This window comes from Mesorhizobium loti CJ3sym, assembly GCF_000472785.1.
Classification (GTDB): Bacteria; Pseudomonadota; Alphaproteobacteria; order Rhizobiales; family Rhizobiaceae; genus Mesorhizobium; species Mesorhizobium loti_E.
In genome coordinates this window covers 280152-306194 of record NZ_KI421462.1, presented here as the reverse complement: position 1 = coordinate 306194, position 26043 = coordinate 280152, and the positions used below count along the sequence as shown (strand labels likewise).

Here is a 26043-nt window from a genome sequence, read left to right as displayed (position 1 = left end):
AACTGTAAGAAGGAAGCAAAGCCGAGCAACCTTCACCACGATATATTTGAGGTTTGTTGAAGGTACCGATTCAACAATAAATATTCAGAGAGATGAGATTAATGAACTCTGAGACAATGGGCTTTACACCAGCCGTAGAGCTGGCTGAACTTGTCAGAAGCAAAAAGATTTCGCCTGTGGAGTATATGCGCACGCTACTGGCTCGCATTACTGAGCTGGAGCCCAAGATAAACGCCTTCGCTTACTTAGCGGCAGATCACGCTATGGATGAGGCGAAAAAGGCGGAAGGCGCGCTGATGAGCGGTGGGCGGATCGGACGGTTGCACGGCGTGCCTGTCACGATCAAAGATCACTCGATCACCAAGGACATGCCGACACAGCACGGCAGCAAGATCTACGCCGGGCATCAGCCGACCGAGGATGCGCCGCTCGTCCAGCGCCTGCGCGCAGAGGGCGCGATCATCATCGGCAAGACCACCGTGCCTGAGATGGGCTGGACCGGCGTCTCGCGCAGCCCACTCACCGGCATTACGAGCAATCCGTGGAAGCTCGGCTACAACGCCGGCGCTTCATCGGCTGGCGCAGGCGCTGCGGCTGCGGCAGGCTACGGTCCGCTGCACCAAGGCAGCGACGGCGCAGGATCGATCCGCATGCCCGCGCATTTCTGCGGCATCTACGGATTGAAACCAAGTTTCGGGCGTATTCCGAACTATCCGGTCCCCGGCAGTGACATGACGACCCACAACGGGCCTATGACACGAACTGTGGCCGACGCCGCGCTGATGACTGAAGTCATGGCCGGTCCGCATTCTCTCGATCATACGACGCTGGAGGCGGGGCCTGCCAGCTATCTGGGCCGCATGCACGAAGGCATAAAGGGCAGGCGGATCGCCTACAGCCCCGATCTGGGTTTTGCCCGTGTCGATCCGGAAGTCGCGGAACTGGTGAAGGCCGCCGCGGCACGCTTTACCGAACTTGGTGCAGTTGTCGAGGAAGTACCCACCCCGTGGGCGAAGGACGGACCGGAACTGATCCGGTTCTTCTGGTCTGCGCACCTGACCGGCCTAGCACAATACCTCCCGAAATGGGAAGCGGAGATGGATCCTGGGCTCGTCGCTTGCATTAAGCACTCTGAGAACGTCTCCGTCGCGCGCTACCAGGAGATGCGCTATCGGAAGATGACCTACGTCGCGAACATCCATCGCTGGTTCCAAGATTGGGACTTGCTATTGACACCGTCCGCTTCAGTCGCCGCTTTCCAAGCCGACAAGCTGATGCCCGATCATTGGCCGACGCATGCTTGGGACTGGATCATGTGGGCGGAGTTCTCCTACCCGTTCAACATGTCATGGAACCCGGCTGCAAGCGTCCCGTGCGGCTTTACTCCGGCAGGCCTACCGGTGGGACTGCAGATCGTCGGCAAACGTTTCGACGATCTGGGCGTGTTGCAGGCCTCGGCGGCGTTCGAACAGCTGCAGCCTTGGAAGGACAAGCGTCCGCGGCTCTCAACCAAAAATATGTAACTTGCCCACTGTCGTCGTCCTTCGGGGGGCGGGGAGCGACACTCCACACTTTACCTTCGATCTCGACGCTGCAGGCTGAGCACGGGCACCTTGTTGTCCCCAAAGGCGCGGATTGCGGAAGCTTCGCTTCCGGTCTTCAGTCGCAATAAAGGGGAGGGACCCGCGCCTTCCTATCACAGGCGGATGTCATGGCAATGAATAGAAGTCTAGCCAGACACTTGAGGCGCTTCTCGTCTGACGAGCTGAAACCGCCCGCGGATGGAATCTTCGAACCTCGCTGCTCGGTGCTGGATAAAATGAAGCAGGGAGATCCCATAGGCATCCTTCATCCGATGGATACGCTGTCGGCTGGTTCCATTGATATTCGCGCGCGCGCCACGCTATCGGTTGCGGTATAAGATCCGGAGCATATGTCGACGCCGACGAGGGGGTGGCGCTCCTTGCGAGACCGCTCAAACGCTGAGGATCGGGGGCGCCTTGCCATTGAGTCAGCCAATCGATTGTGCAGCGGCGAGAAATTAAAAGACGCCGCACCTCCTCCGAGGCCACGGGCGGCTCAAAGTCAAATTCAGTCGGTCTTCGCTATCATCTAGAAGCGAGATGGATTAGATGCCGCAACGGCCATGACAGCCGCTCAGAATTCTCACGCTGCTTGCAAAAAGCTCATGAAGCGGCCAGCTCGTTCTGGTAACAAGACTGACAAGACTCGCTCCTCTCCATCCCGTCAGCCCATAACATCGAACACGCTCTCGCAGATCGGAACCCTGAGCGGCAATCCTCGTCGCCGTCGCTGATCTCAAGACGCCCGAATCCTGCAGCGTCCGGGGAAGCTGTTGCCTTGCTCGGCTCTTTGGGCGCGCCATCACCACTTTCTGCAAAGCATAGCGCGATCGGTCGCCATCTGGTGCAAGCGCTAGTACGGGGAGTACACCCGTAAAGTCAACGGTGGGGAAAATAAGGGGCCGACTGCTCGGGTTTCCGAGCAAGGCTTGTTGGCCGCTCGATCAAAAGGGTCATTTGAGGTGGAAGCTCTCCTTTGTGTATTTGGAGGACCCGTTCGTCCAGTTCCTTGTCTGCTTCCGTGAGGCGATGGTTCAGGCGAAGATAGTCTGTCCAGGTCGGCGTGCGGAATGTTTCTATCCACTGCACAGGCTTCTGAAGATTGCGCTGCAGGGTCCATTGCCGAGCACCGACGCGGGTCTGCACATGCCGGCGCTCGCGCATGAGGTCCAGGAAAGCCTCGACGTTCTCTTCATGGATCAGATATTCGACCTTGACCACGATCGGGCCGCTTCTCGGCTTCAAATTGAGAGCGACAGCTGGGGCGTCGAATTCCTCCAAAGGATCGGGCTCGGACTCCCGGCGCTCGCGAAGAGGAAACAGCACGCCGGCTGCGGCGACGAGCAACAAAGCACCAGCGGAGCCCTCCAGCGCCCAGGTCAGGGAATGGTTCTGGGAAACCGTGCCCCATACCCAGCTTCCGGCAGCGATGCCGCCATCTATCAATGCATAGTAGATCGAGATGGTGCGTCCCACGACCCAGCGCGGGCTCGCCAGCTGCACGCTCACGCCAACGCCGGACCAGGCGGTGACCCAGCCCGCGCCGCCCAAGGCGAGTGCAAGTGCCGCCACCGCAATGGAAGAGGTCAGTGCCAGGGAAAGGGAGCATGCCGCGCAGGCGACGCACGCGAGCCTCATCAACCGTTCCTGCGATAAGCTCCGTCTGAATGTGCCGTTGGCGAGGCCGGCGAAGACGGCGCCTGTCCCGAAACCGGCCATCAGCGTGCCATAGGCGAGCGGTCCTCCCCCCAAATGATCGCGGACAGCCAGCGGCAGCAGTGCGAGTATGGCGATGCTCGCCAGGCCAAAGATGGTTCCGCGCGCGATCGCCGCCTTGATCTCAGATGACATCGCCGTGAAGCGCAGCCCGTCATAAATCGCCGTTTTCATCGACTCACGCGGGAGAGGTGAAGAGCGAACCTTCCACTTGCAGCGCCATACGGTGCCTAGCGGGACTAAATAGGTGAGGGTGGTCACTGTGAAGGCCGCCAGAAGCCCGAAGGAGGCAACCACGATGCCGCCGAGCGCCGGGCCCACGGTCCGCACAGTGTTGAAGCCGACGGAGAGCAGGGTCACGGCAGCCGGAACATCGCGGCGGTCTACGATATCGCCAACCGAAGCTTGCCAGGCGGGATCGTGGAGAGCGCCGCCGCATGCGATCAAAAAGCTGAAGCCGAGGATCATCCACGGACTGACAAAGCCCAGCGCCACAAAAGCGGCCAGCGCCACAGAGGCTATCACCATAAGGCAGCGGCCGGCGAACATGACCCCGCGACGGCTGTAATTGTCGGCGAGAGCGCCAGCGAACACGGACAAGATGAAAGCGGGCAAGTTCGATGAAGCCTGCACCAGCGCCACCATCAGATCGGAAGTCGAGATCGTCGCCATCAACCAGCTGATGGCGACAGTCTGCATCAACCAGCCGAGAGAAGACACCTGGGTGGCGAGCCAGATCGAACGAAAGGTCGGGTTTCTAAGCGGCGCAAATGTCGCCGGCGAACCTGCGCCCTCGTCTGCTCCCGCCATCCTGCGCATATTTCGGAGCGCCGCCTCTCGTCTTACGTATAGACTCGCCTGCGCGGAAGATGTGCAGGCGCAAACTGCCGCCATTTTGCAATTTCATTCCAGTCCAAGATTGATCAACTGCTGGCTTGCGTCAAATGCAGTATCCATAGCTGGGTCATCTAGCGGCGAGATGGCCCTAAGCTCCGCTTGCCGGCCCTACTGGGCGGCATGATCAGCGCCCTCGTCGCCCGCAAAGTCCGTCCGCACTGTCGGTTGACCCGCGCCAGCGGCTCGGCACATTGCGCCGAAGCGGCCCCTCAAGCCTCGCAGCTCATCGCCCGGCCCTGGACGTCTTCGTATAGGCCCAGACCCTGAACCTGCCTATCAATCTGCAAGAGGGGATCGGCATCGCCTTCATCTTCATCTCGCACAAGCTCGGCGTCTTGGAGCAACGGGCACCGCTCATAATGTCCGCCAGGATAAACCGCGGTAGCAGGCGATATGCTTCTTAGCCCTCGATCGGTGATGAAACGCTCCAGTATCTGCCCAAGCTTGACAAGATCCCTGAGGGGCTGGCCCGTGTGGCGGGCAAGCAGGCTGGCGGCCATTGGGTGTAGGCGGGGGAGCCAGCTATTCATCACGGTTCCCGTCTGAACATCGTGCAGCCACCAAGCCAGGCGGCGGCCATCTAAAAACGCGATGGCACCATCTGGGACATTATATTGGCTAATTGAACACCGCGTGGCGCATACTTCCAGAGCAGCAAAACGCGCATCAGCGATCGTAAACCCGGCGCCAGGTCGCCTGAATACTAGCAATAGGTTGAACAATGAGCGAAGCACCGCATCTTACCTTTGATAGCGATATGCCCGGCGTGAGCAGGGGGCATCTTGTTGTCCCGGGAGGTGCCGACCGCGGGGAGCTTTCGCTCCCTGTCTTCAGTCTCAATAGAGGAGAGGGGCCGCGCCTTCTTGTCACCGGCGGAAATCATGGCAATGAACTGGAGGGGCCGCTTGTCGCGCGACGGCTTATCGAGTGGCTGCCAGAAGCGCAAACCTGTGGAAGGGTCATCGTCCTACCGATGCTCAATCCATTAGCCGTGCAGGCATGGAGCCGCAATACTCCGCTCGACGGGTTGAATCTCAATCGCGTGTTTCCGGGCCGCGCCGGCGGGTCAGTGACCGAACGAATCGCGGATGCGGTTTCGCGCATTTTGTTGCCAATGGCCGACACGGTATTTGATCTGCACAGCTTCGGACCAACGTGGGATTTTCCACCGGCCGCCACGACGCACCCGATTGCCGATCTCGATCTCATGGCCAGGACGGTGAGAATGGCGGAAGCGTTCAAATTGCCCTTGACATTGGTCTGGGAATACAACGACACGGTTGGAATGTTCGATATCGTGGCCCAAAACCAAGGGAAGGTATTTGTTTGCGCTGAATTTGGCGGCGGCACGGTCGGCGCGGACAATCTCGCGATTTACGAGGCTGGAGTGCGCAACGCGCTCATCGCGCTCGGGCTGGTCGAGGGTAAGGCCGAGTATCCAACGTTCCGTCAACAGAAGTCCGGCCAAACACTCGAAACGCATCCGTCCGACGAGTTGAAATCGCCCGCACCGGGCATCTTCGAACCTCGCGCGTCGGTGTTGGATGAAGTGAAGCAGGGAGATCTCATAGGCATCCTGCATCCGATGGATTCTCTGTCCGTTGAATCCATTGACATCCGCGCGCCTGGAACAGCCATCGTCTTCGCCATACGATCGGGGGGGCATGTCGGCGTCAACGAATGGGTAGCGGCCGTTGCGCGCCCCCTGCGCCTCGAGTGCCACTAGCAGAACGAAATTTAATCCCCTCAGAATGAATCGAGTGACTGAATTGCAAATCAAAGACGTCCTCCTCACGCTTGGCAATGGCGCATTTTTCTATGACGACCAGGCTGCTATCAGGGCCGGGGCCTCGCAGGATGCTTTCATCTATGTTGGCGAACCGGTAACGCCCGGGTTTACATCCATTCGCGTTCCAGCATCGTCGCTCAGCGTCGGGCTTGTCCTCTCCGACGACACCGTTGTTTGGGGCGACATGATGGGCGTTCAGTACTCTGGTGCTGGCGGACGCGATCCATTGTTTGAAACTTCTCAAATCTCGGATTTGACCTCCCGGGTCGTGGCGCCTCGGCTTCTGGATGTTGATGTATCTCGTTACCTTGTGGCCTGCGCGAAGGTTCTCGAGCCTCACGAACATAAGCGGCTACCTCTCGCGATTGAGTATGGCGTCAGCCAGGCCCTGCTTCGAGCCGCGGCCTACCTCCAGCGCGCCACCATGGCAGAGGTTGTATGCGCTGAATTTGACTTGCCGCTGCCGACGCGCAGGGTCCCGATCTACTGCCAGAGCGGCGATGCTCGCGAAATCAATGTCGACAAGATGATTCTGAAGGCCGTGGATGTGCTTCCCCACGGCCTGATCAACTCACGGCAGAAATTCGGAATCAACGGCCAGACCTTCATGGAGTTCGTGAAGTGGGTTGCAAGGCGTACGCGCGAAATCGGCTGCCCGGGGTATCATCCGGTGCTGCATTTCGATGTGTATGGCTGGATCGGCCAGGAAATCGGCCTTGAGCCGCAAAACATCGCGGACTTTATCTGCCAGGTTGCAAATACCGTCCCGGATTTCACGCTAAACATCGAGTCCCCAGCGGATTTCGGTTCGACGCAGGCACAAATTGAGAACTATGCCAAGATCGTATCGATATTGGACAACCGGGGTTCCAATGCCCGTATTGTTGTGGACGAGCGATGCAACATGCTCGAGGATATCCGGCTCTTTGCCGAAGCAAAGGCCGCCCATCTCGTCCAAATCAAGACCCCCGATGTTGGCTCAATTGCCGACACGGCACGTGCCGTTCTTATTTGTAAGGAGAACCAAGTTGGAGCGTATGTCGGGGGGAGCTGTACCGAGACGGATCTCTCCGCCCAAGCTTCTGTCCACGTATCGGTCGCGACCCAGGCCGACATGATGCTCGCAAAGCCCGGTATGGGTGTCGACGAAGCATTTTCAATCGTTGGGAATGAACAAAATCGGCTGCTTGCGATGCTGAACCGTCGTCGGGCTCAAAACGAAAACGTTGGATGAAAGCACGGTGTAGCATGCAGAACTCTCTTGAGGGGATCACTGTCGTCGCCGTGGAGCAGGCCGTGGCCGCGCCTTATGCATCGTCTCGTCTTGCTGACGCCGGCGCACGTGTCATCAAGGTCGAAAGGCCCGAAGGGGACTTTGCCCGCAACTACGACAAGTTGGTGCGGGGACAAAGCGCTTACTTCGTCTGGCTCAACCGGGGTAAGGAGTCGGTCTGTCTGGACTTGAGAACTGAGGGGGACCGCGCCGTCCTGGACACGCTCATTGCCGGTGCCGACGTCTTAATCCAAAACCTGAAGCCGGGCAGTATCGAAAAACTGGGGTTCCGGTCTAGGGATCTCCGTCGGCGATTTCCGCGTCTGATCACCTGCGATATCTCCGGTTTCGGCGACACAGGGCCGTACTCCCATTTGAAGGCCTATGATCTCATCGTCCAGGCCGAAACTGGTCTGTGTGCGATCACCGGGACGCAACAGGGGCCCGCCCGTGTGGGTGTGTCGGTTTGCGACATCTCGGCAGGCATGAACGCGCATAGCGCCATTCTTCAGGCGCTATATCACCGCGAGGTCACTGGCGAAGGGACAAGCATCCAGGTGTCACTGTTCGATGCCGTCGCCGACTGGATGAACGTGCCGGTTCTTCAAAACGACTACAGCGGCTATCACACGGTGCGCGCGGGCGTGAAACACCCGTCGCTCGCGCCATATGGTGCCTATCGGTGTGCCGACGGCAAAGAGGTCATCTTTTCGGTTCAGAATGACCGTGAATGGGTGAATTTTTGCGAAAAGTTCCTGAAGCTGCCGAAGCTTATACGCGCACCTGGTTTCGCCGATAATATGGAGCGCCTCGGTCACCGTGCGCAACTTGATGAGATCATCGAACGGCGCTTTTCCAAACTGCTATGCCACGAAGCAATGCAGGAGCTTGAGGCAGCCGGGTTGGCATATGGCCGACTGAACGAAGTCGCGGATGTTTCAAAGCACCCACACATTCGCAAGGTGCAGGTCGGAACACCCGAAGGGACCATCGAGACGATCGCCCCCGCAGCGATCTTCAACGCTGAGCACCCTTTGCTGCGCCCTGTCCCGGCTCTTGGCGCTCATACCGAGGCTGTCCGCGAGGAGGTTCTGGGACGTTTGCGCGAAAGAGCCACATCGGCGTGAGCGTGCGTCTTGTCGGTAAGGCCGGTGCGCTCGCGATCTATAGGAGAGCGTGTGTACCACGGATCATCCAGCGAATCGGCGGCCCTGCGAGCTCGCTAAAATCGACCGCAGAGGCGACTCCATGATCAAGGACACCTTTCCGGCCATTGAAAGCCCTATGTCTGTACCCCGCTGGAGATCCCTGCTCTTCGTTCCCGCTCACGTTCCGCGCTTCGTTAAGACGGCCCATGAGCGGGGTGCAGATGGCGTCATACTCGACCTCGAGGACTCGGTCCCGCAAGACCGGAAGGACCAGGCAAGGCGTCAACTTCGTGGATCGGTGGCAAAAGTGGGTCGCAACGGTGCGTCGGTTTTGGTCCGCGTGAACCGTGGCCTGCGCGCGCTGGCTGCCGACCTTGAAGCAGCGGTCGTCGCAGGCGTCAATGCGCTTGTCCTTCCCAAGGTGGAATCGGCCGAGTGGGTGATGGAAGTCGCTGATGCCGTGACGGAACTTGAGCACGAAAGGAATCTTGACGCGGGAAGCATTCGGTTCGTTGCCCAGATCGAGACTCCGGGGGCATTGACGAGACTCGCGGCAATAGCTTCGGCCCATCCACGGATGGCCGCGATGGCGCTTGGTCCGGAAGATTTCAGCGCGGCCGCTGGCGGGACACCAAGTCCAGAGCTCCTTCTAGGACCGAACCTTTCGGTCTTGTTCGCCGCCCGTGCGAGAGGTCTGCTGCCTCTTGGATTCGTTGGAAGTATCGGGCAGTTTTCGGACACGCAGAAGTTCCGCGATGTCGTCATACAGGCAAGGCGGCTCGGTTTCGTCGGAGCGTTGGCGATTCATCCGACACAAGTTGCCATCCTGAATGAAGCCTTCTCGCCAAGCGCAGAGGAGTTCGAGTGGGCCCGGCGCGTGCTCGCGACCGAAAGGGATGCCGCGGCAGAGGGTAGGGGTGCTTTCGCCTTGGACGGCAAGATGGTCGATGCCCCGGTTGTCAGGAGGGCCCGTGAAATCATCGCCATGGGTCCAAAGGCCGAGTTGGGCGTTTGAACGGCTGATTAGCCCAGACTCGGACGACACGACACGAAGGTGCTCCACTTGCCTCGGCCGTGGATTGCCTGGGCGATTGCTGCAGTGCGGCACAATTATTGCTTTCTCGCCATCACTTTTCGAGATAGATACGAGGAAGCTGGGGAAGTGCCTCAGTTGGGCACTTCAAATGATGGAAATTAGGCAGTTAAAATACTTCGTCGGCGTAGTCGAAGCGGGCAGCTTCACGAAGGCTGCTGCGTTCCTCAATATTGCTCAGAGCGCTCTGAGCTTGCATGTGCGTCAGTTGGAGGAAGGCTTCGGCACTCAGCTGCTGATACGCGACAGGTCCGGCGTAAGCGTGACGGCGTCAGGAGCCAAACTGCTCGAGCGAGCGCGGGCGATTCTCAGGGAAATTCGACTCACCGAGGCGGAATTGACCAATACAGCCGCTTCCCCTGCCGGGGAGGTGACCATTGGCATTCCGTCGGGAGCCGCTCGCGTGCTGAGCGGCCCCTTGCTTGAATCAGTGAGAGCCGAACTGCCGAGGGTCTCACTAAAGATGATCGAGGGTATGACGGGACCGCTGGAGGAGTGGATGGCTGCTGGCCGCTTCAATCTGGCAGTTCTCTACCGCACAGCGGATAGTGTGGCACGAATGACGGTCCTGGCGCGCGAAGAGCTCTGTCTCGTGGTGCCATCAGGTGAACCGCCTTTCGAAGCTTCGATATCTCTGGCGGATCTACACGCGTTCCCGCTGGCGGTTCCCATGCGCAATAACAATGTCAGACGTTCGGTGGCTGACGTCGTCGCACAACACGGTTGCGCGCTGGACGTCAAGTTTGAAGTGGACTCGCTCTCAACGATCATCAACATGGTTATAGAAGGAAAAGCCCATTCTATTCTCGCCCCCTCAGCCGTTCAAAAAGAAGCCACTCAAGGGCTAGTTCGGACGGTCAAAATCGTCGATCCGGTGATTACCCGTTCCGTCGTACTTGCCGTAAATCCGAAAGATGAGCGTTCTGCGGCCGTCTCCGCGGTCCGCAAGCTCATCCCCAAGGTCGCCAGAGAATTAATTGAGAGTGAGGCCTGGGCAGCCGCGGCTCCTGACGCCACCTGAACTCTTCGACCTATTTGGAAACGCTATGTCTTCTTGCGGCCATCAGGATCAGATCGATCTGGATTCCAGATGGATTTCGGCAATATTCGATATTTGACCTGCCGCGACACTCGCGATGAAACTGGCTCAGGCGAGTTTAGCGGTTCGCTATCGAACGGCGATCGTACGGCAAAAAATTCACACAAGTGGAGCACGCGATGTCCGAGGCCAGGAGCTACGAGCTCTTCATCAACGGCAAATGGCGGGCGGGTGGTAGCAGAGTCACATTGCCGGTGATTAATCCGGCAACGGAGAAGGTAGTTGCCTCGGTAGCCTCGGCGACGGTGTCGGATCTGGACGAGGCCCTCGCTTCGGCAGAACGCAGCCGCAAGGCTTGGTGTTCACGGCCTGCAAAAGAACGTGGCGAGATCCTGGTAGCAGCCGCAAGAGTCTTGGCAACGCAGATTGAACCAGCAGCTAGGGACCTGTCGGCCGAACAGGGAAAGACGATTGCCGAAGCAACAGGCGAGTACGCGCGCGCGGTCGAAACGCTGGAGTGGAACGGTACGCACGCGGAAGAGCTGTCCGCGACTATTCCGTTGGGTCCGAACCGGATGATCGTTCCGGAGCCGCTCGGTGTCGTTGCTGCGTTCACGCCATGGAATTATCCGGCCGTGCTCATCACCCGCAAGCTCGCCCCGGCGTTGGCGGCAGGCTGCCCAGTGATCCTCAAAGGGGCTGAAGAGACACCGAGCGTAGCTGTCCATATCGTTGAATCATTGCGCCAAGCAGGTGTTCCGGACGGCGTGGTCAATCTGGTTTTCGGTGTGCCGGTGCATATATCGCGGCATTTGCTCAGTTCACCAATCGTGAAGGTCTTGACTTTCACCGGTTCAACCGCTGTTGGAAAACAGCTGGCCATGCTCGCGGCGAATAATTTGCAGCGCTGCATTCTTGAACTCGGTGGGCACTCTCCGGTTATAGTGTGCGAGGATGCCGACCTGGCAAAGGCGATACCGGCTATTTCGGAATACAAGTTCGAGTGCGCGGGCCAGAGCTGCAATGCGCCCAGCAGGATTCTTGTCGCTCGGACACTCTACGAGGAATTCCTATCCCGGATGACGGAAGCCGCCCGCAAGATCAGGATAGGCCTACCGGACGACCCTGCGACGGAGATGGGACCGATGGCAAACGCGCGGCGAATCGAGGCCATGCAGCGTCTGACCAAGGATGCGGTCGATCGCGGCGCCCACATCGAGACAGGTGGAACCCGCCTCGACGGAGCGGGCTTTTACTGGCCGCCAACCATCCTGACGGGCGTGCCGAAGGATGCCAGAGTGCTTCATGAAGAGCCGTTCGGACCGATCCTCACCGTGGCTCCGTTCGATACGCTCGACGAGGCCATCGGGGAAGCCAACGACACTGAGTATGGCTTGGCCGCTTACTTCTTCACGGACGCTGCCGATACGCAACGAAAGCTGACCAATAGTCTTTCGGCGGGCGCTGTCAGTGTGAATTACCTGAAAGGGGTTTCAGCTGATGCACCTTATGGAGGCGTCAAACAGAGCGGCTATGGATATGAAGGAGGCGAGCAGGGGGTACGGAGCTTCCAGATCCTGAAAATGGTGAACGGCCTCGGTTCATTTGGATGAGATCCGGTGGGCAGTAGAACACGGACCATCGCCGGCAAGGACATCATAAGGAGCGTGGCCGACGCCCTTCAGTACATCTCGTACTACCATCCTCCAGATTACATCCGCTCTCTTTCGCAAGCGTACGCGCGCGAACAGAGCCCAGCGGCAAAAAACGCAATAGGGCAGATTCTGCTGAACTCCCGCATGGCGGCCTTCGGGCGGCGGCCGATCTGCCAGGACACCGGCCTTGTGGTGGTCTTCGCAAAAGTCGGCATGGACGCCCGGATCAAATCAACGGCCAGTTTCGCAGAGCTCGTGAATGAAGGCGTCCGTCAGGCCTATCTCGACCCGGACAACCCCCTTCGGGCATCGATCGTTGCCGATCCGCTCGCCGGACGAGTCAATACTCGTGACAACACGCCGGCGGTCGTCCACGTCGACCTTGTACTAGGTAACCAGATTGACATCACCATTGCCGCAAAAGGCGGCGGGTCAGAGAACAAGGCACGTTTTACCACCTTGAACCCCAGCGCCTCCGTTTCCGACTGGGTGGTTGACACAGTCGCGACGCTTGGCAGTGGGTGGTGTCCACCCGGCCTGATCTCGATTGGCATCGGTGGCAGCGCTGAAAAGGCGATGCTGCTGGCCAAGGAGGCCATGAACCAGCCCATCGATATGGCGGAATTGATTGCCAGGCGGCCTTCAAGCGCGGAAGAGGCACTGCGGATTGAACTTTATGACCGGATTAACGCACTGGGCATCGGCGCCCAAGGCCTTGGTGGCCTGACGACAGTCGTCGACGTCAAGGTTGCGACCTATCCTACTCATGCCGCGTCCAAGCCCGTGGCGCTCATTCCGCAATGCGCCGCCAACCGGCACCTGAAGTTTACCTTGGATGGCTCTGGACCAATCATGCTGGAGCCGCCCGATTTGCGCGAATGGCCCGACATTGGAACGGACGAATTGAGTCCAGCCGGCGTACGAAGAGTGAACCTCGATGCGCTGACCAAGGAACAGACGGCGTCGTGGCGTTGCGGGGAAACGCTCCTTTTGTCCGGAAAAATGCTGACGGGCCGTGACGCCGCCCACAAGCGAATGGTCGAGTTGATCGACGCCGGCAAGCCGCTTCCGTTCGATCTGCAGGGGCGCGTAATCTACTACGTTGGACCCGTCCGCGCCGTGAGAGATGAGGTCGTCGGACCGGCCGGCCCAACAACGTCCAGCCGCTTGGACGATTTTACGGACAAGGTGCTCGCCGAAACCGGGCTTTTCGCGATGGTAGGCAAAGCGGAGAGAGGACGGGCGGCCATCGAGTCGATTGTAAGGCACAAAACGCCGTATCTCATCGCAGTGGGTGGGGCTGCCTACCTGATATCAAAATCAATCAAGTCAGCGCGGCTCATTGCCTTCGAAGACCTGGGCATGGAAGCAGTCTATGAATTCGAGGTGCAGGATATGCCTGTCATCATGGCTGTCGATGTTGAGGGAAACTCAATTCACAATTCTGGGCCTCTTGAGTGGCGCAAGCGCATGGCGGCGGACAGCATCGCACGCAACATCGGCGTTTGAGCCTTCCGACCAAGCTCGGTTGATCGGCGTCAATTCCATTGTCAACACGGCTTAAGAGCACAAGGTCATGAAGTCGAAGCCCAATCCTGCGCGCCTGGACGCTTGGGACTTCCGGATTCTCTCAGAGATTCAGTCAGACGGCCGGATCTCAAAAAGCGAGCTTGCAAAACGCGTTCATCTTTCGGCGTCGGCCTGCTCGGAGCGGCTCCGTGCACTCGAGACAGCAGGGATTGTCGAGGGGTTCTACGCGCGGCTGAGTCCGGCCCTCATCGGCGGCATGGTGTTTGTGATGGTGGAGGTCGTTCTGGAACGTCATCGCCTCGAGGACCAAAGACACTTTGAGACTGCGATCGGAGAATTTCCGGAAATCTTGGATTGCTGGGCTATCGGCGGGCGGATCGATTATCTGATGCGCGTCGCATCTCCTTCTATGGCTGCGTATCAGGATTTCATGGAGAGACTGCTGCAGGCAGGCTTGGGGATCGATCAATATTACAGTCTTGTCGTGACCAAACCAATCAAGTCCAATTCACCAATCCCCTTGTCCGCACTAAGGCGACGGTAAACGCCGACGCCTTCGTTTCCACGGCTTTTGATCCCCATTCCGCGAATTCGTCGGCGAAGGACGTGCATTCCCGCGAAACTGGAGAGGCGTTTGCGGTATGGTAATTGCTAACGCGGCCGGCCGAGTGCCCTCCGCCAATCCATCGCGAGGAGAGGACTATGCGGTTGAGTAATCTGGGAACCGAGCAACTCAGAGAGAAGGATCGAAGCTTCGTCTTTCATCCGTCCACGCATCTGGCCAAGCACAGCCGAGGCGAGACCCCAAATCGGATCATGGCCGGTGCGGAAGGCGTGTACATTTGGGATACCGAAGGCCGAAAGAGCCTCGACGGTTTCGGTGGGCTCTACTGCGTCAACATGGGATATGGCTGCACGGAAATTGCCGAGGCCATTGCCAGGCAAGCACACGAAATGCCGTTCGCCCATATCTATGCAAGTCAAGGAACAGAGCCAGTCGCCCTCTTGGCAGAGGCCGTGGTCGAGTATTTTGGTCAGAACATGCGAAGGGTCTTTTTCGGCCTTTCCGGCTCCGACGCCAACGAAACCAACATCAAGCTGGTCTGGTACTACAACAACATTCTGGGCCGCCCTGAAAAGAAGAAGATCATCTCGCGTCATCGCGGCTATCACGGGTCCGGGCTGGTCACCGGGAGCCTGACAGGCCTTGCCTTCTTCCATAATTTCTTCGACCTGCCGCTGGACTTGGTGCGCCATACCACGACGCCGCACCACTATCGCCAGGCGCATGACGGCGAAAGTGAGCAAGCATTCTCGAAACGCTGCGCGGATGAACTTGAAGCCCTTATCGTGGCTGAAGGCCCGGAGACCGTTGCAGCTTTTATTGGAGAGCCGGTGCTTGGGACAGGCGGTATCGTTCCACCCCCAAAAGGATACTGGACCGCTATTCAAAGCGTGCTCGACAAGTACGATATCCTGCTGATCGCCGACGAGGTGGTTTGCGGGTTTGGACGAACCGGTGAGAAATTCGGTTCCCACCTCTATGGCATGCGGCCGGACTTCGTGACCATCGCCAAGGGTTTGAGTTCCGCCTACCTGCCCATCTCCGGGTCAATCATTGGCGACCGCGTCTGGTCGATCTTGGAACAAGGAACAGAGAAGCACGGCGCCCTCGGCCATGGCTGGACATATTCGGGTCACACGCTTTGCGCTGCGGCCGCGCTCGCCAATATTCGACTCCTAAAGGAAAGAAATATCCTGGAGCATGTCCGCGATGTCGGCCCGTATTGGCATGCCCGCATGAATGCCGAACTGGCGGGACACCCCATTGTTGGCGAGGTTCGTGGTGTCGGAATCCTCTCCGCCGTAGAGCTGATGCGAGATCCAAAGCAGAGAATACCGTTTGAATCCGATCTTCAGGTCGGGGTTCGAGCCGCCGCTGCTCTGTTCGAGAATGGTGTCATCGGCCGTGCCATGCCACACGGCGATATCCTCGGCTTTGCCCCGCCTTTGATCATCACCCGGAAGGAGATCGACATAATCGTCAACGCAACCGCGAAATCAGTCGAGACGACCTATCGCGCGCTGAAGGCCGAGGGTGCGATATGAACATGCGAGTGCCGACGGAAGCGAGCCCCGGGTTCGACGCCGTCCCGGGTAAAGTGGTCCCTGGGAGGAACTTTCCCACGGACCAAACGCTTTGACGTCAGCCTGTCGCCCACGGTGTCCCATTGGTGAAGGCGGGTTGACAGCGCATTTCGCGCCGAGCCGACCGAAACTGCTGAACTTGAAGCCGTCGGATTCTAAGCATGCTTCGGATACCTTTGATCGCAAGCGATAACCAAATCAGTTCTGCCGCCGCTGTCCTGTTGCCCAACGACCAGGGTGTTTGTGCGGCGCGCCCTGCCGATGTACCTCCCCGCCGGCAGGGCGCCTTTTTTGACCCGCTGGATCTGGGTGGCCCGCTGGATCTGCGTGATTGTAGCGCCTCCGCAATCGACAGTTCGAGAAGGAGGTCATCTGCATATCCGGATGGCACATCGAGCTTCGATAATTCTTATACACCATGGCGACCGCCCACAATCGCAGCTTCGGACCCGCGGCTTACGGCAGCCGGCGTCGAGGTCGCATGCACCTCCTTTCATATGATCGAAGGTCCGGGGAGTAGTCACCGCGGTGAATTTTCTCCAGCGTCGAACATCTCGGGGGGCGAGTCCTCTCGCCGTAGCTGCCAAGAAGCCGGAAAGTCCCAGGTTTAATTGAAAACAGCCGCAGGAGAAAATGCAGCTCGTCTTCGAAACTTTGCTGGAACAGTTGTCTTTGAGTGTTGATGAAGTCGACTTCCATAACGCACTGGCCAGCGCCGCCGGCGCCTTCGACATTCCCGCATTTGCCTATCTGTCTCTGGTGTCTGATCGCGTCACAAAACCCAGGCTGATATCGAACTATCATTCTGGCTGGACGTCGCACTACTTGCGCCACCAATATGAAAGGATCGACCCAGTCATAGAATGGGCAAGGTGCAGCGAATATCCCTTTCAGTGGGGACCTGATTTCGGCCATGCTGGCATTTCAACGCGACAGCAACAGCTTTTCGATGAGGCTGCCGAATTCGGCATCTGCTGCGGACTGACGATACCACTTGTTGATCGCCGCGGCGGTGTCGCTGCGATGACCTTCGCGGCAGACAGGCTCGATCCGACCTTCCTGCGCGTCGCCGAGAAGTATGAGCAGGCGCTCGAGATTATGGCGATGTGCTTTCACATTGGCGTTCGCCGCAAGCTTTCGTGTGGTCTGGCGGTGGATGGTGTTTCGTTGACGCCCCGTGAGTACGAATGCCTGGAGTGGACGGCGAAGGGCAAGTCCGCCTGGGAGATCGGCTGTATCTTGGGAATCAAGGAGCGCACGGCCGCTTTCCATTTGGACAATGCCAAGAAGAAGCTCGGCGTGCGCACCAAAAATCAGGCAGTGACACTGCTGGCCTCCTCACGATCATCAATTCTCTGAGGGACAGAATCCCTCTTTGATCGACCTGTGCAAATGCACAGGCAGTCGCGGCATGAAGGTTCGCCTCCAATGGCAGGGTCATACCTGCGAGGAGACCATCATGATTGAGCTTATTGCGCCCGGCTGGCACGGCGCCTTTGCCTACGAACTTCACGAAATGCACCGCCTGCGCTACCGCGTCTTTAAGGAGCGCCTCGATTGGAACGTGAGCACGACCGGCGGCTTCGAGATCGATTCATTCGATTCCCTGAAACCGCACTATCTTGTGTTGTGCGATTCCGCCGGTCGCGTCGGGAGCGGCGTACGCCTTCTGCCCTCGACGGGGCCGACGATGTTGCGAGATGTCTTTTCGAGGCTGTTGGAGGAGAGAACGGCACCCGAGGAACCGAGCGTCTGGGAAAGCAGCCGTTTCGCCCTTGATCTTCCACCGTCTTCACCGAAGGGCAGTGGGAGTATTGCTGTTGCGACCTATCAACTCCTCGCTGGCATGATCGAGTTCGGTTTGTCGCGGCAGCTTACCCATATCGTCACGGTTACGGATTTGCGCATGGAGCGAATCCTGCGTCGCGCCGGATGGCCGCTGGCCCGGATCGGTCCGCCCCAGACAATCGGCACCACGTGCGCAGTTGCCGGCTGTTTGGATGTCTCAGAGGCGAGCCTTGCTGCGGTCCGCCACAGTGGCAGTCTTGGCGGTCCCGTCCTGTGGGCGCCAGTGCTCTGCACGGGCGCCTGACATGGCTATGATAGGTAATGACGCCGACTGGCCGGACTGGCAGGATGAGAAATCTTATCGCTATACGCGGCACCTGACGCGACGCGGCTGGGCCTGGGAATTCCTGCGGCGCAATCCGGCCTTCCAGCGTGACTGCAGGCACGCGCTTGAGCACGCAGAATTTGCAGAAAGGTGGTTCGAGGTAGAACTGGTGAGATCGTCGCTCGATCTCACGCAGTGGGGGCTCCTGTTTCGCAAGCTCGTTGAGGCCTGATGCGGCTGTGTTCTGGTGCTCCCGCCAATGCCCGCATGTCCTGCCGGTCATTGCGAAAAAGGCACTGTCGCCCGAAACGCTTTCGTTTGATCTCGCTAGATTGCCATGTCGGGCGGCACTCATGATCACGGCGGACGGTCGACAGCACGTCATGCTGCGAAATGCTCACCGGGACCTCCAACTTGTCGTGGAGGGCGCGGAGGTTTTGCGCCCCGTTCGGCTTTCCGTCGACGCGATCTGGCCCGCCGATCGAATGAGGCAGCACCTGAATGCGCTCGAATGCCTCAATGCTTTTCACGCGACTGGACAATTTCCCGACAGGCTGTTTCCCCCCGAAGCGCGCGCTAGCCGTCTGCGCTTTGTTCTTCAGGCGCTCGACGGCTCGCTAGGCGGGGCATCGCATCGCCAAATCGCAATGGCCCTGTTGGCTCGACAACGCGTCCAGGCCGACTGGACGGATCCGCGCAACCACCTTCGCGATCGAATCCGCCGTGCCGTCCGGCGCGGTCACATGCTCATGGATCGTGGCTATCGGGATTTCCTCGTCTAAGATGATTGGAATAGCTCACCTGGAGCCGGTCAGCGCGCGAACAGTTCTTTGTATCCAGTCGTAACCATCCAGTTTGCCCGATCGAGATGGCTGCGAACCGCCATTCGGGCGCGCTCAGGTTCTCGCATCGGATCGATGCCAAGGACGAGCTGCGCCATCTCGTCTTCGCTGGCGTCGTCGGCGGACGCGTCCAGGAGCCTCATATAGATGGTGAAGTGCTCATTGTCGTAAGCGGTCAGGCTGTCCGACCATGGGACTTCGTCTTGGACTTTGCGTTTCATCGCGACCCTCTTGCCGGTTTGGGGTTTGTTGTGATCGGGCACGGCTTCTCCTCGGTTGGCTCACCATAGCGAATAGGAACGATCGTTCCTAGAACGATAGTTCCGGTTCTGGTCCCTATCTCGCCATGGACCTCACGGAAGTCATGGCGATCAACATGCGTCGTTTGCGCCATGATCAGGACCTGACGCAGGAAGAATTGGCTGCCCGCGCAGAACTGAGCATGCGCTATGTGGGCTCGATCGAGCGTGCTCGGGTTTCCGCAAGTGTCAGTGTGCTTGGCCGGCTCGCAAAAGCGTTTGACGTTGATCCTTGTGAGTTGATTAGGCCGCCGCAGTAACAAAGGCGATCAGTCCATCCCGGATTGCCGAAATCCATCTGGATGACGCGCAACCGCCGCCCATGAACTGAGCCCGCTTTTCTTCGACATGGTCTCGACCATACAGTTTGCTCCATGGCGCGGTTTGCCTTGTGGATTGCAAATATATCCTAAAATGGGATAATCCGAAACTGGGATTAGTTGATGAGCCGGTTCCCTTCTGGCCGGTTCATCTGATGCCGAAATCCCTTCGATCGCCCCGCCAACGCCGGCTGCTGGAACAGCTGATAGCGGCGCGCAAGAACAAGGGCTTAACCCAGGCCAAGGTTGCCGAAGCGCTTCGCCGCCCGCAGTCTTTCGTGGCCAAGTATGAGGGCGGTGAACGTCGCATGGACGTCATTGAGTTCCTCGATGTAGCGGAAGCGCTCGAAATCGACCCTTGCGAGGTTCTCGCACGTGTGCGTCGCTTGCGTGACCGATAGCTTGTGCTGCTTGGCAAGCGACAAGTCACCAAAATCGTAGCCCTGGATTTGCTGCCCCGGCGGCAGATGGTTCGGGCACATCGATGGCATAAACTCAATGGCTTTGACTTGCTGACCTTCGCATGGAGAGCGCAAGCTGGTCTGACGAAATGCACGCAGGATCAGGGAGAAGGCCGGCTTGACGCAGGAGCAGCTTGCCCAGATCTCCGGCTTCAGCCAGCAGTACATCAGCGGGCTGGAGAAGGGCAAAAGGAACCACCATCGTCAGGCTTTATGAACTGGCACAAGCCCTCCGTGTCAGCCACATCGAAGGGGTGCGACCTAACTGACCAGGATAAGCGCTATTTGGAAATGGCGCCAACGCGCCGCGGACATTTCGACCGCATCCACCATGTAGATGATGCTGCGCACACTCGGATAGGCGAAGAACGGCACGACGTGCTGCCAGTCGCGCCGCCAGCTCTGAGTGATCGCCGGGTGTCGCCGGCCTCGAAGTCCTGCAGAGCCTTCATGCCGGCTTAGCGTCCGCCCCCGGCAGAGGGCGCTGAGCGTCGGCACAACGGCTTCGCGACCTTCCGCGACACGAACAGATGACGGATCAGGTGCACGATACAGGTTAGCACTGTCGCCTAGGTAGAGGTGGCGCCGCTCGCCTCCCTGTTGGCCAAGCAGTTTGCCAGCTTGCCGTCTTACCAGCCACCTCGCCAGTCTCGTTGCGTTCTTGTTTAGGCCTTGCAACAGATCCTTCAAGGAAATTTATGGAATCTTTGCGACCACAAATCGCTGTCAATGGTACGCTCACCACAACTTTCAAGTTCAGTGGTGGCAGAAATCTGATGTGGTTATGTTCCGCTGCCGAACAGCATTTGCGAAGAGCCCGACATGAAAAAGCGAGCAGGACGAGGGGTTCGGTTCTTCTATTTGGCGCCGTGCTGACCAATGATGATACTTGTCGATCGCCTGATGACAGCAGCACATCTTGATCGCCTACGGATCCTGGGCCTTTGCGCGCATGCCGACCTGACTGTCCGCGAACTGGCGGAGATTCTCGATCTTCGTCGGGAGCGCGTCGCGCGACACGTCCGGATGCTGGCCAGAGCCGACTTTCTTTGCGGCAACGGACAACGTCCTTGGTCCTCATATCATCTCAATGCAGGGGGCAAGGACGGAGGGTTGGTTCAATTCCTGGTCGATCTCCTGCCCCACGACGATGGGTATCATAAGCGGGACCTGGAGCGGCTCGAGGCGGTACAGACGCGTGGTCGAAGGGGACTGCTGCTTAATCGTGAAAAGATCCGCCTAGGTGGGAGTGAGAAACTACCATGAATAACTCCGCTGACGTAGCCATCGCAGAGCCCGGCACATTCGGACGGTCTTCCTTGGTCCATGTCGATTGCCGCGTTCACGAACTGCTTCTACGACAGAGGCGGCAAGAGCGGACGATGCTCAAACTCATCGCATCTGAGAACTTTGCCTCCTCAGCCGTACTGGAAGCGACCGGCTCTATCTTCGCGAACAAATACGCCGAGGGCTACCCGGGTGCGCGCTACTACGCGGGAAACGAGATCGTCGATGAGCTTGAGACCCTCGCGATCGAGCGCCTGAAAGCGCTATTTGGCAGTGAGCACGCCAACGTCCAGCCTTATTCGGGCTCACCAGCCAACCAGGCGGTCTATCGCGCGCTTTTGAGCCCCCGTGACAAAGTCATGGGGCTGCCTTTGCCCGAAGGCGGCCATCTGACTCATGGGTGGTCCGTCAACTTTTCCGGCACTGATTATCAACGCGTCCCCTATGGGCTGCACGAAAAGACGCAGCAAATTGACTATGACCGCTTGCGCGAGACCGCCAGGCGGGAACGGCCGAAACTCATTTGGGTCGGCGGAACTGCCTACCCGCGCGTCTTTGACTACGCGGCAATGGCAGAAATCGCTGCGGAGGCGAACTCCTATCTCGTGGCCGACATTGCGCACATCAGCGGCCTAGTTGTCGCAGGAGTGCATCCGACCCCCGTGCGCCATTGCGATGTAGTCACCAGCACTTCTCATAAGTCGATCCGCGGCCCCCGTGGTGGGTTCATTTTGTCAAGGGATGAAGACCGTTATCAGCCCCTCTATCATCCGAAGACCAAACACAATCTGGCCAAACGTATAGACCGCGCCGTGTTCCCTCTCCTGCAAGGCGGACCGCATATGAATACTGTCGCCGCGCTTGCCGTCGCTTTGCAGGAAGCAGCAAACCCGTCCTTTCGTGTCTACGGTCAGCAGATCGTCAACAACGCCAAGGCTCTGGCCGAGGCGCTTCTGGACCGTGGTTATGACCTGGTCACCGGCGGCACTGACAATCACATGCTGATCCTTGATCTGCGGGGCCGGCCGCTGTCAGGGAAAGCCTATGCCGAGCGCCTGGCAAGGGCAGGCATTATTACGAACTTTAATATGGTGCCGGGCGACCCGCGCGACCCGGCGGTCACAAGCGGGATCCGCTTGGGGTCGCCGGCAGTGACGTCCATGGGCATGCGTGAAGGGGAAATGGTGCAGATCGCCGCTTTTATTGATCTGGTCTGCCGCCAGCCCGACGACGAGGAAGTTCATGCGAACGTGCGAAGGGACGTTGCCGACTTCTGCGCTGCGTTCGACGTCCCCGGCATCAGCGACCGGTAAGACCGCCCCAGTCCAGAAACTCCCACCCAACTCCAACACTTGAAGCGAGGACATTCCATGACCAGGCAGTTCGTGTTCTCTTCCGAATCCGTCGGCGCGGGACACCCCGATAAGATGGCAGATAACATCTCGGATGCCATCCTCGATGCCATCCTCCGCACCGACCCGAAGGCGCGCGTCGCCTGTGAAACGTTGGTGAAGACAGGGATGGTCGTTCTGGCTGGAGAGATCACCAGCCACGCGGAGATCGATTACACTCAAGTTGCCCGCGATACGATCCTCGATATTGGCTACGACGACGATGCCATCGGCTTTGATGGTCGACGTTGCGCCGTCATTCTGGCTCTCACCGAGCAGTCGCCCGACATAAGCCAGGGCGTTGATGAAGGACGAGGGCAGGATCTCGAGCAGGGGGCGGGGGATCAGGGCCTCATGTTTGGATTCGCATGCAACGAGACGGATACATTGATGCCCTTGCCGATCCAACTCGCTCACCATTTGACGAAAAGACAGGCGGAGGTCCGGAAAACAGGACAGCTTGGCTGGCTGCGTCCGGACGTGAAATCTCAGGTGTCCGTACGCTACGAGGGTCTCCGCCCGGTGGCACTGGACACCATAGTCCTGTCAACGCAGCATGACGGGGCGGTCTCCCAAGATACAGTCCGCGAAGGCGTCATTGAGGAGATCATAAAACCGGTCCTGCCGACCCATCTGGATACTTCGGAGATCAGATTCCTGGTCAACCCAACAGGGCGGTTCGTGGTCGGTGGGCCGGCCGGCGACTGCGGCCTCACTGGACGCAAGATCATCGTCGATTCCTACGGTGGAACGGGGCGTCACGGCGGCGGCGCCTTTTCGGGCAAGGACCCATCCAAGGTTGACCGCTCGGCAGCCTACGCCGCCCGGTATGTCGCGAAGAATATCGTTGCCAGCGGACTTGCGGAGGTCTGCGAGGTTCAGCTTGCTTACGCGATCGGCGTGGCCAGTCCGGTTTCTGTCATGGTCAATACCTTCGGAACCGCAAGGATTGACGAAAAAAGGATTGAGTGCCTTGTTCTTGAGCTTTTCGATCTCCGACCGAAAGGCATCATCAAGATGCTTGATCTCTTGCGCCCGATATACCGCAAGACCGCGACATACGGACACTTCGGCCGTGAAGAGCCTGAGTTCACCTGGGAGAAGACGGACAGAGCCGACGACTTGCTGCGTGAAGCAGGACCGGCAGCTGCGTGAGGGCCGCTGGATCAAGCGCATGCGGCAACCCATTTCAACTCGCTAGACCCGCGCCTGGCCGGCATAGCAGAAAGCCGGTGGGTAGTTGGCGGAGACATTGATGCCGGATTATGACGTGCTTTGCATCGGCAATGCCATTGTCGACATCATCGCCCAGTGCGACGAGGAATTCCTCGAGACCAACGGCATCATCAAGGGCGCGATGAACCTCATCGACACCCATCGCGCCGAACTACTCTACAGCCGCATGGGCCCGGCGATCGAGGCCTCCGGCGGCAGCGCCGGCAACACGGCGGCCGGCGTTGCCAGCTTCGGTGGACGTGCCGCCTTCTTCGGCAAGGTTTCGAACGATGCGCTGGGCGAGATTTACGCGCACGACATCCATGCGCAGGGTGTCGCCTTCGACACCAGGCCGCTGGCGGGTCTACCCCCGACGGCGCGCTCGATGATCTTCGTCACCCCCGACGGCGAGCGCTCGATGAACACCTATCTCGGCGCCGCCACCGAGCTCGGGCCGGAGGATGTCGAGGCCGACAAGGCTTCGGGTGCGGCGGTCACCTATTTCGAGGGCTATCTGTGGGACCCGCCGCGCGCCAAGGAGGCGATCCGGCAGACGGCGAAGCTCGCGCATGCCGCCGGCCGCGAGGTGTCGATGACACTGTCGGATTCGTTCTGCGTCGACCGCTACCGCGACGAGTTCCTCAAGCTGATGCGCTCGGGCACGGTCGATATCGTCTTTGCCAACAGCCACGAGATCAAATCGCTCTACCAGACCGCCTCCTTCGACGAGGCGCTGGCGCAGATCCGCAAGGACTGCAAGATCGCCGCCGTGACCCGCTCGGAAAAGGGCTCGGTCATCGTGCGCGGCGACGAGACCGTGGTCATCCAGGCGACCGCGATCAAGGAACTGGTCGACACCACGGGTGCCGGCGACCTCTATGCCGCCGGTTTCCTGCATGGCTACACGCAAGGCCGCGACCTGAAGACCTGCGGCGACCTTGGCTCGCTGGCGGCCGGATTGGTGATCCAGCAGATCGGCCCAAGGCCACGGCAGAATTTGCGCCGCGAGGCCGAGCAGGCTGGGTTGTTGTAGGGGGCGTTAATGACGAGCTGCCCGTCTGCCCTCCTGGGGGCTGTGCGGAAAAGTGCGCGTAAATCGAAATGTCGGATGCGCATCCGCGTGAGACGGCAGCCCGCGGCATATCATGATCGAAACGTTGATGGCGTTGTCGCCCTCCAGTGCGAACCTTCTGCCGTGCGATATAGGGAAGCGTTTCGATCGGCAGCTCGACCTGTCGCATATATTGCTCACCCGCCATCATCGACCGCGTGTGGCAACAGGTCGGGATCGTGATGCGATCGAGCGGGTAAGCGGCCAACTGGTGAATTGACATGAACGCATCGCCCGATTGAGATTATCCCGCCGGGAGCGCAGTGCGTTGTTCAAGCCAGTCGGACGATCATGGGCAAATATAAGGACCATCGTGAGCCACGCCGGCATCGTCATGACGATGACGCGGCTTCTTTTACGGAACGGCCTTCCGAGCCAAGCTACTTTCAGCGTCCGTCGATCGTAACCGCGGACCCTGTCGACGCCGAAGTGGTGTGGTTCAACACCAGCAAGGGTTTTGGCTTTGTCAAACTGCCGCAGGGCATCCAGGCCTATCTGCACATCCGGGTGCTGGAGGCGGCCGGGAGCCGCGGTGTTTCCGAGGGAACGCGTCTCAAGGTCACAACGGAAGAAAGTCCAAGAGGTGGTCATCAGGTCGCGCAAGTGCTGGAGGTCGGCGATCAGACCGCGAGAACTCAGCTACATACGCGTTGCGCTGGAGAGTCCACCGCCGGGACGAGTGCCCAGTTGGAGAGCGAGGCCACGGTCAAGTGGTACAATCCTGAAAAAGGCTTCGGCTTCATTGCTCCTGAAAACGGTGAGAAGGACATCTTCGTTCATGCCACCGCGCTGACCCGCTCGGGACTGAGCATGCTGATGGAGGGCCAGAAGGTGTTTGTCCAATGCGGTCAGGGCAAGAAGGGCCTGGAAGTTCGGAGCATTCGCCTCGCTTAGCCAAATGCGTTGGCTCTACCGAAATCGCGGCTCAACAAATAAAAAAGCCCGCTGCCGGGAGGAGGTGGCAGCGGGCTCGATTTCGAATGAGACGCGGGAGGAGGTGCGCCCCATTCAGCGTCGGCACCACATCTGGGAGGAGTAGATGGCCGACAACATTATCATACCGATCGCCGCGGATATTGCAACGCACAAATTTTATCTCGCGAGTGCGAAATGATGCCGGATCCGCTTAGCCG

At 59.0% G+C, this 26043-nt stretch carries 23 protein-coding genes and 2 pseudogenes; 22 read left to right on the top strand and 3 right to left on the bottom strand.

The features are described from left to right. Window positions 1-101 precede the first annotated feature (101 nt). Window positions 102-1523 (top strand): amidase, encoded by a 1422-nt coding sequence (locus A3A9_RS0137845; RefSeq protein WP_027033310.1) that lies wholly within the window; start codon window positions 102-104, stop codon window positions 1521-1523. Between the two features lie 939 nt (window positions 1524-2462). Here the strand turns inward: A3A9_RS0137845 and A3A9_RS0137840 are convergent. Next, window positions 2463-4118, bottom strand: a complete 1656-nt coding sequence (locus A3A9_RS0137840; RefSeq protein WP_027062888.1) for an MFS transporter — start codon at window positions 4116-4118, stop codon at window positions 2463-2465. Between the two features lie 799 nt (window positions 4119-4917). On the opposite strand from A3A9_RS0137840, the gene A3A9_RS0137830 reads away from it, so the two are divergent. From A3A9_RS0137830 to A3A9_RS41005, 13 genes are all read left to right on the top strand, one after another. After that, complete coding sequence (locus tag A3A9_RS0137830; RefSeq protein WP_027033314.1) at window positions 4918-5922, top strand: succinylglutamate desuccinylase/aspartoacylase family protein; 1005 nt, start codon at window positions 4918-4920, stop codon at window positions 5920-5922. Window positions 5923-5965: 43 nt separating this feature from the next. Further along, window positions 5966-7219, top strand: coding sequence for a methylaspartate ammonia-lyase (locus tag A3A9_RS0137825; protein ID WP_027033315.1), 1254 nt, complete (start codon window positions 5966-5968; stop codon window positions 7217-7219). 14 nt (window positions 7220-7233) lie between these two features. Then, on the top strand, window positions 7234-8385 hold the full coding sequence (locus tag A3A9_RS0137820) for a CaiB/BaiF CoA transferase family protein (RefSeq protein ID WP_027033316.1): 1152 nt from the start codon (window positions 7234-7236) through the stop codon (window positions 8383-8385). Between the two features lie 121 nt (window positions 8386-8506). Further along, window positions 8507-9421 (top strand): HpcH/HpaI aldolase/citrate lyase family protein, encoded by a 915-nt coding sequence (locus A3A9_RS0137815; RefSeq protein ID WP_169627229.1) that lies wholly within the window; start codon window positions 8507-8509, stop codon window positions 9419-9421. 172 nt (window positions 9422-9593) lie between these two features. Then, a complete protein-coding gene (locus A3A9_RS0137810; RefSeq protein ID WP_027033318.1) occupies window positions 9594-10520 on the top strand; it encodes a LysR family transcriptional regulator in 927 nt (308 codons plus the stop codon). A 197-nt stretch (window positions 10521-10717) separates the two neighbouring features. Next, window positions 10718-12151 carry an NAD-dependent succinate-semialdehyde dehydrogenase gene (locus tag A3A9_RS0137805; RefSeq protein ID WP_027033319.1) on the top strand — a complete coding sequence of 478 codons (1434 nt, stop codon included), beginning with the start codon at window positions 10718-10720 and terminating at the stop codon, window positions 12149-12151. A gap of 6 nt (window positions 12152-12157) precedes the next feature. Next, window positions 12158-13702, top strand: a complete 1545-nt coding sequence (locus tag A3A9_RS0137800; RefSeq protein ID WP_027033320.1) for a fumarate hydratase — start codon at window positions 12158-12160, stop codon at window positions 13700-13702. Window positions 13703-13769: 67 nt separating this feature from the next. After that, the gene (locus A3A9_RS0137795) at window positions 13770-14267 is read left to right on the top strand and encodes an Lrp/AsnC family transcriptional regulator (RefSeq protein WP_027033321.1); all 498 of its coding nucleotides are present in this window, start codon (window positions 13770-13772) and stop codon (window positions 14265-14267) included. Between the two features lie 158 nt (window positions 14268-14425). Then, window positions 14426-15832, top strand: coding sequence for an aminotransferase (locus A3A9_RS0137790; RefSeq protein ID WP_027033322.1), 1407 nt, complete (start codon window positions 14426-14428; stop codon window positions 15830-15832). A 672-nt stretch (window positions 15833-16504) separates the two neighbouring features. Further along, window positions 16505-17230 carry a LuxR family transcriptional regulator gene (locus A3A9_RS0137785; protein ID WP_027033323.1) on the top strand — a complete coding sequence of 242 codons (726 nt, stop codon included), beginning with the start codon at window positions 16505-16507 and terminating at the stop codon, window positions 17228-17230. A gap of 100 nt (window positions 17231-17330) precedes the next feature. Then, window positions 17331-17963 carry an acyl-homoserine-lactone synthase gene (locus A3A9_RS0137780; protein WP_027033324.1) on the top strand — a complete coding sequence of 211 codons (633 nt, stop codon included), beginning with the start codon at window positions 17331-17333 and terminating at the stop codon, window positions 17961-17963. 1 nt (window position 17964) lies between these two features. Continuing rightward, complete coding sequence (locus A3A9_RS0137775) at window positions 17965-18216, top strand: transcriptional regulator domain-containing protein (RefSeq protein ID WP_032933001.1); 252 nt, start codon at window positions 17965-17967, stop codon at window positions 18214-18216. A 121-nt stretch (window positions 18217-18337) separates the two neighbouring features. After that, on the top strand, window positions 18338-18766 hold the full coding sequence (locus tag A3A9_RS41005; RefSeq protein ID WP_027033326.1) for a DUF2285 domain-containing protein: 429 nt from the start codon (window positions 18338-18340) through the stop codon (window positions 18764-18766). Window positions 18767-18795: 29 nt separating this feature from the next. Here the strand turns inward: A3A9_RS41005 and A3A9_RS0137765 are convergent, their stop codons facing one another. Beyond that, window positions 18796-19047 (bottom strand): DNA -binding domain-containing protein, encoded by a 252-nt coding sequence (locus A3A9_RS0137765; RefSeq protein ID WP_027033327.1) that lies wholly within the window; start codon window positions 19045-19047, stop codon window positions 18796-18798. Window positions 19048-19172: 125 nt separating this feature from the next. On the opposite strand from A3A9_RS0137765, the gene A3A9_RS0137760 reads away from it, so the two are divergent. From A3A9_RS0137760 to A3A9_RS43730, 3 genes and pseudogenes are all read left to right on the top strand, one after another. Beyond that, entirely contained in the window at window positions 19173-19385 is a 213-nt protein-coding gene (locus A3A9_RS0137760; RefSeq protein WP_027033328.1) for a helix-turn-helix domain-containing protein, read from the top strand. Between the two features lie 215 nt (window positions 19386-19600). Further along, entirely contained in the window at window positions 19601-19846 is a 246-nt protein-coding gene (locus tag A3A9_RS43735) for a helix-turn-helix domain-containing protein (RefSeq protein ID WP_080680407.1), read from the top strand. Between the two features lie 160 nt (window positions 19847-20006). After that, window positions 20007-20175, top strand: a pseudogene (locus A3A9_RS43730) (helix-turn-helix domain-containing protein). A 25-nt stretch (window positions 20176-20200) separates the two neighbouring features. Here A3A9_RS43730 and A3A9_RS46215 read toward each other — a convergent pair. Then, window positions 20201-20469, bottom strand: a pseudogene (locus tag A3A9_RS46215) (transposase); the annotation flags it as partial. A gap of 316 nt (window positions 20470-20785) precedes the next feature. On the opposite strand from A3A9_RS46215, the gene A3A9_RS43725 reads away from it, so the two are divergent. From A3A9_RS43725 to A3A9_RS46380, 5 genes are all read left to right on the top strand, one after another. After that, window positions 20786-21172: a winged helix-turn-helix domain-containing protein gene (locus A3A9_RS43725; RefSeq protein ID WP_202596452.1), complete on the top strand. Its 387-nt coding sequence runs from the start codon at window positions 20786-20788 to the stop codon at window positions 21170-21172. Further along, window positions 21169-22506: a serine hydroxymethyltransferase gene (gene glyA, locus A3A9_RS0137740; RefSeq protein WP_027033330.1), complete on the top strand. Its 1338-nt coding sequence runs from the start codon at window positions 21169-21171 to the stop codon at window positions 22504-22506. The genes A3A9_RS43725 and glyA overlap by 4 nt, the downstream gene beginning before the upstream one ends. A 57-nt stretch (window positions 22507-22563) precedes the next feature. Continuing rightward, window positions 22564-23739, top strand: coding sequence for a methionine adenosyltransferase (gene metK / locus A3A9_RS0137735; RefSeq protein WP_027033331.1), 1176 nt, complete (start codon window positions 22564-22566; stop codon window positions 23737-23739). Window positions 23740-23839: 100 nt separating this feature from the next. Next, window positions 23840-24832, top strand: a complete 993-nt coding sequence (locus A3A9_RS0137730) for an adenosine kinase (RefSeq protein ID WP_027033332.1) — start codon at window positions 23840-23842, stop codon at window positions 24830-24832. A 369-nt stretch (window positions 24833-25201) separates the two neighbouring features. After that, the gene (locus A3A9_RS46380) at window positions 25202-25804 is read left to right on the top strand and encodes a cold-shock protein (RefSeq protein WP_080680408.1); all 603 of its coding nucleotides are present in this window, start codon (window positions 25202-25204) and stop codon (window positions 25802-25804) included. Window positions 25805-26043: the final 239 nt, after the last annotated feature.

What these genes read in the sequence shown, in the direction of transcription:
- A3A9_RS0137845 (WP_027033310.1), top strand. Translation starts at nt 102, where the DNA reads ATGAACTCTGAGACAATGGGCTTTACACCAGCCGTAGAGCTGGCTGAA.
- A3A9_RS41005 (WP_027033326.1), top strand. Translation starts at nt 18,338, where the DNA reads ATGATCACGGCGGACGGTCGACAGCACGTCATGCTGCGAAATGCTCAC.
- A3A9_RS0137785 (WP_027033323.1), top strand. Translation starts at nt 16,505, where the DNA reads ATGCAGCTCGTCTTCGAAACTTTGCTGGAACAGTTGTCTTTGAGTGTT.
- A3A9_RS0137775 (WP_032933001.1), top strand. Translation starts at nt 17,965, where the DNA reads ATGGCTATGATAGGTAATGACGCCGACTGGCCGGACTGGCAGGATGAG.
- A3A9_RS0137780 (WP_027033324.1), top strand. Translation starts at nt 17,331, where the DNA reads ATGATTGAGCTTATTGCGCCCGGCTGGCACGGCGCCTTTGCCTACGAA.
- A3A9_RS0137815 (WP_169627229.1), top strand. Translation starts at nt 8,507, where the DNA reads ATGATCAAGGACACCTTTCCGGCCATTGAAAGCCCTATGTCTGTACCC.
- A3A9_RS0137840 (WP_027062888.1), bottom strand. Translation starts at nt 4,118, where the DNA reads ATGCGCAGGATGGCGGGAGCAGACGAGGGCGCAGGTTCGCCGGCGACA.
- A3A9_RS0137765 (WP_027033327.1), bottom strand. Translation starts at nt 19,047, where the DNA reads ATGAAACGCAAAGTCCAAGACGAAGTCCCATGGTCGGACAGCCTGACC.
- A3A9_RS0137830 (WP_027033314.1), top strand. Translation starts at nt 4,918, where the DNA reads ATGAGCGAAGCACCGCATCTTACCTTTGATAGCGATATGCCCGGCGTG.
- A3A9_RS0137820 (WP_027033316.1), top strand. Translation starts at nt 7,234, where the DNA reads ATGCAGAACTCTCTTGAGGGGATCACTGTCGTCGCCGTGGAGCAGGCC.
- A3A9_RS0137790 (WP_027033322.1), top strand. Translation starts at nt 14,426, where the DNA reads ATGCGGTTGAGTAATCTGGGAACCGAGCAACTCAGAGAGAAGGATCGA.
- A3A9_RS0137760 (WP_027033328.1), top strand. Translation starts at nt 19,173, where the DNA reads ATGGACCTCACGGAAGTCATGGCGATCAACATGCGTCGTTTGCGCCAT.
- A3A9_RS0137795 (WP_027033321.1), top strand. Translation starts at nt 13,770, where the DNA reads ATGAAGTCGAAGCCCAATCCTGCGCGCCTGGACGCTTGGGACTTCCGG.
- glyA (WP_027033330.1), top strand. Translation starts at nt 21,169, where the DNA reads ATGAATAACTCCGCTGACGTAGCCATCGCAGAGCCCGGCACATTCGGA.
- A3A9_RS46380 (WP_080680408.1), top strand. Translation starts at nt 25,202, where the DNA reads ATGGGCAAATATAAGGACCATCGTGAGCCACGCCGGCATCGTCATGAC.
- A3A9_RS0137805 (WP_027033319.1), top strand. Translation starts at nt 10,718, where the DNA reads ATGTCCGAGGCCAGGAGCTACGAGCTCTTCATCAACGGCAAATGGCGG.
- metK (WP_027033331.1), top strand. Translation starts at nt 22,564, where the DNA reads ATGACCAGGCAGTTCGTGTTCTCTTCCGAATCCGTCGGCGCGGGACAC.
- A3A9_RS43735 (WP_080680407.1), top strand. Translation starts at nt 19,601, where the DNA reads ATGCCGAAATCCCTTCGATCGCCCCGCCAACGCCGGCTGCTGGAACAG.
- A3A9_RS43725 (WP_202596452.1), top strand. Translation starts at nt 20,786, where the DNA reads ATGATGATACTTGTCGATCGCCTGATGACAGCAGCACATCTTGATCGC.
- A3A9_RS0137810 (WP_027033318.1), top strand. Translation starts at nt 9,594, where the DNA reads ATGGAAATTAGGCAGTTAAAATACTTCGTCGGCGTAGTCGAAGCGGGC.
- A3A9_RS0137730 (WP_027033332.1), top strand. Translation starts at nt 23,840, where the DNA reads ATGCCGGATTATGACGTGCTTTGCATCGGCAATGCCATTGTCGACATC.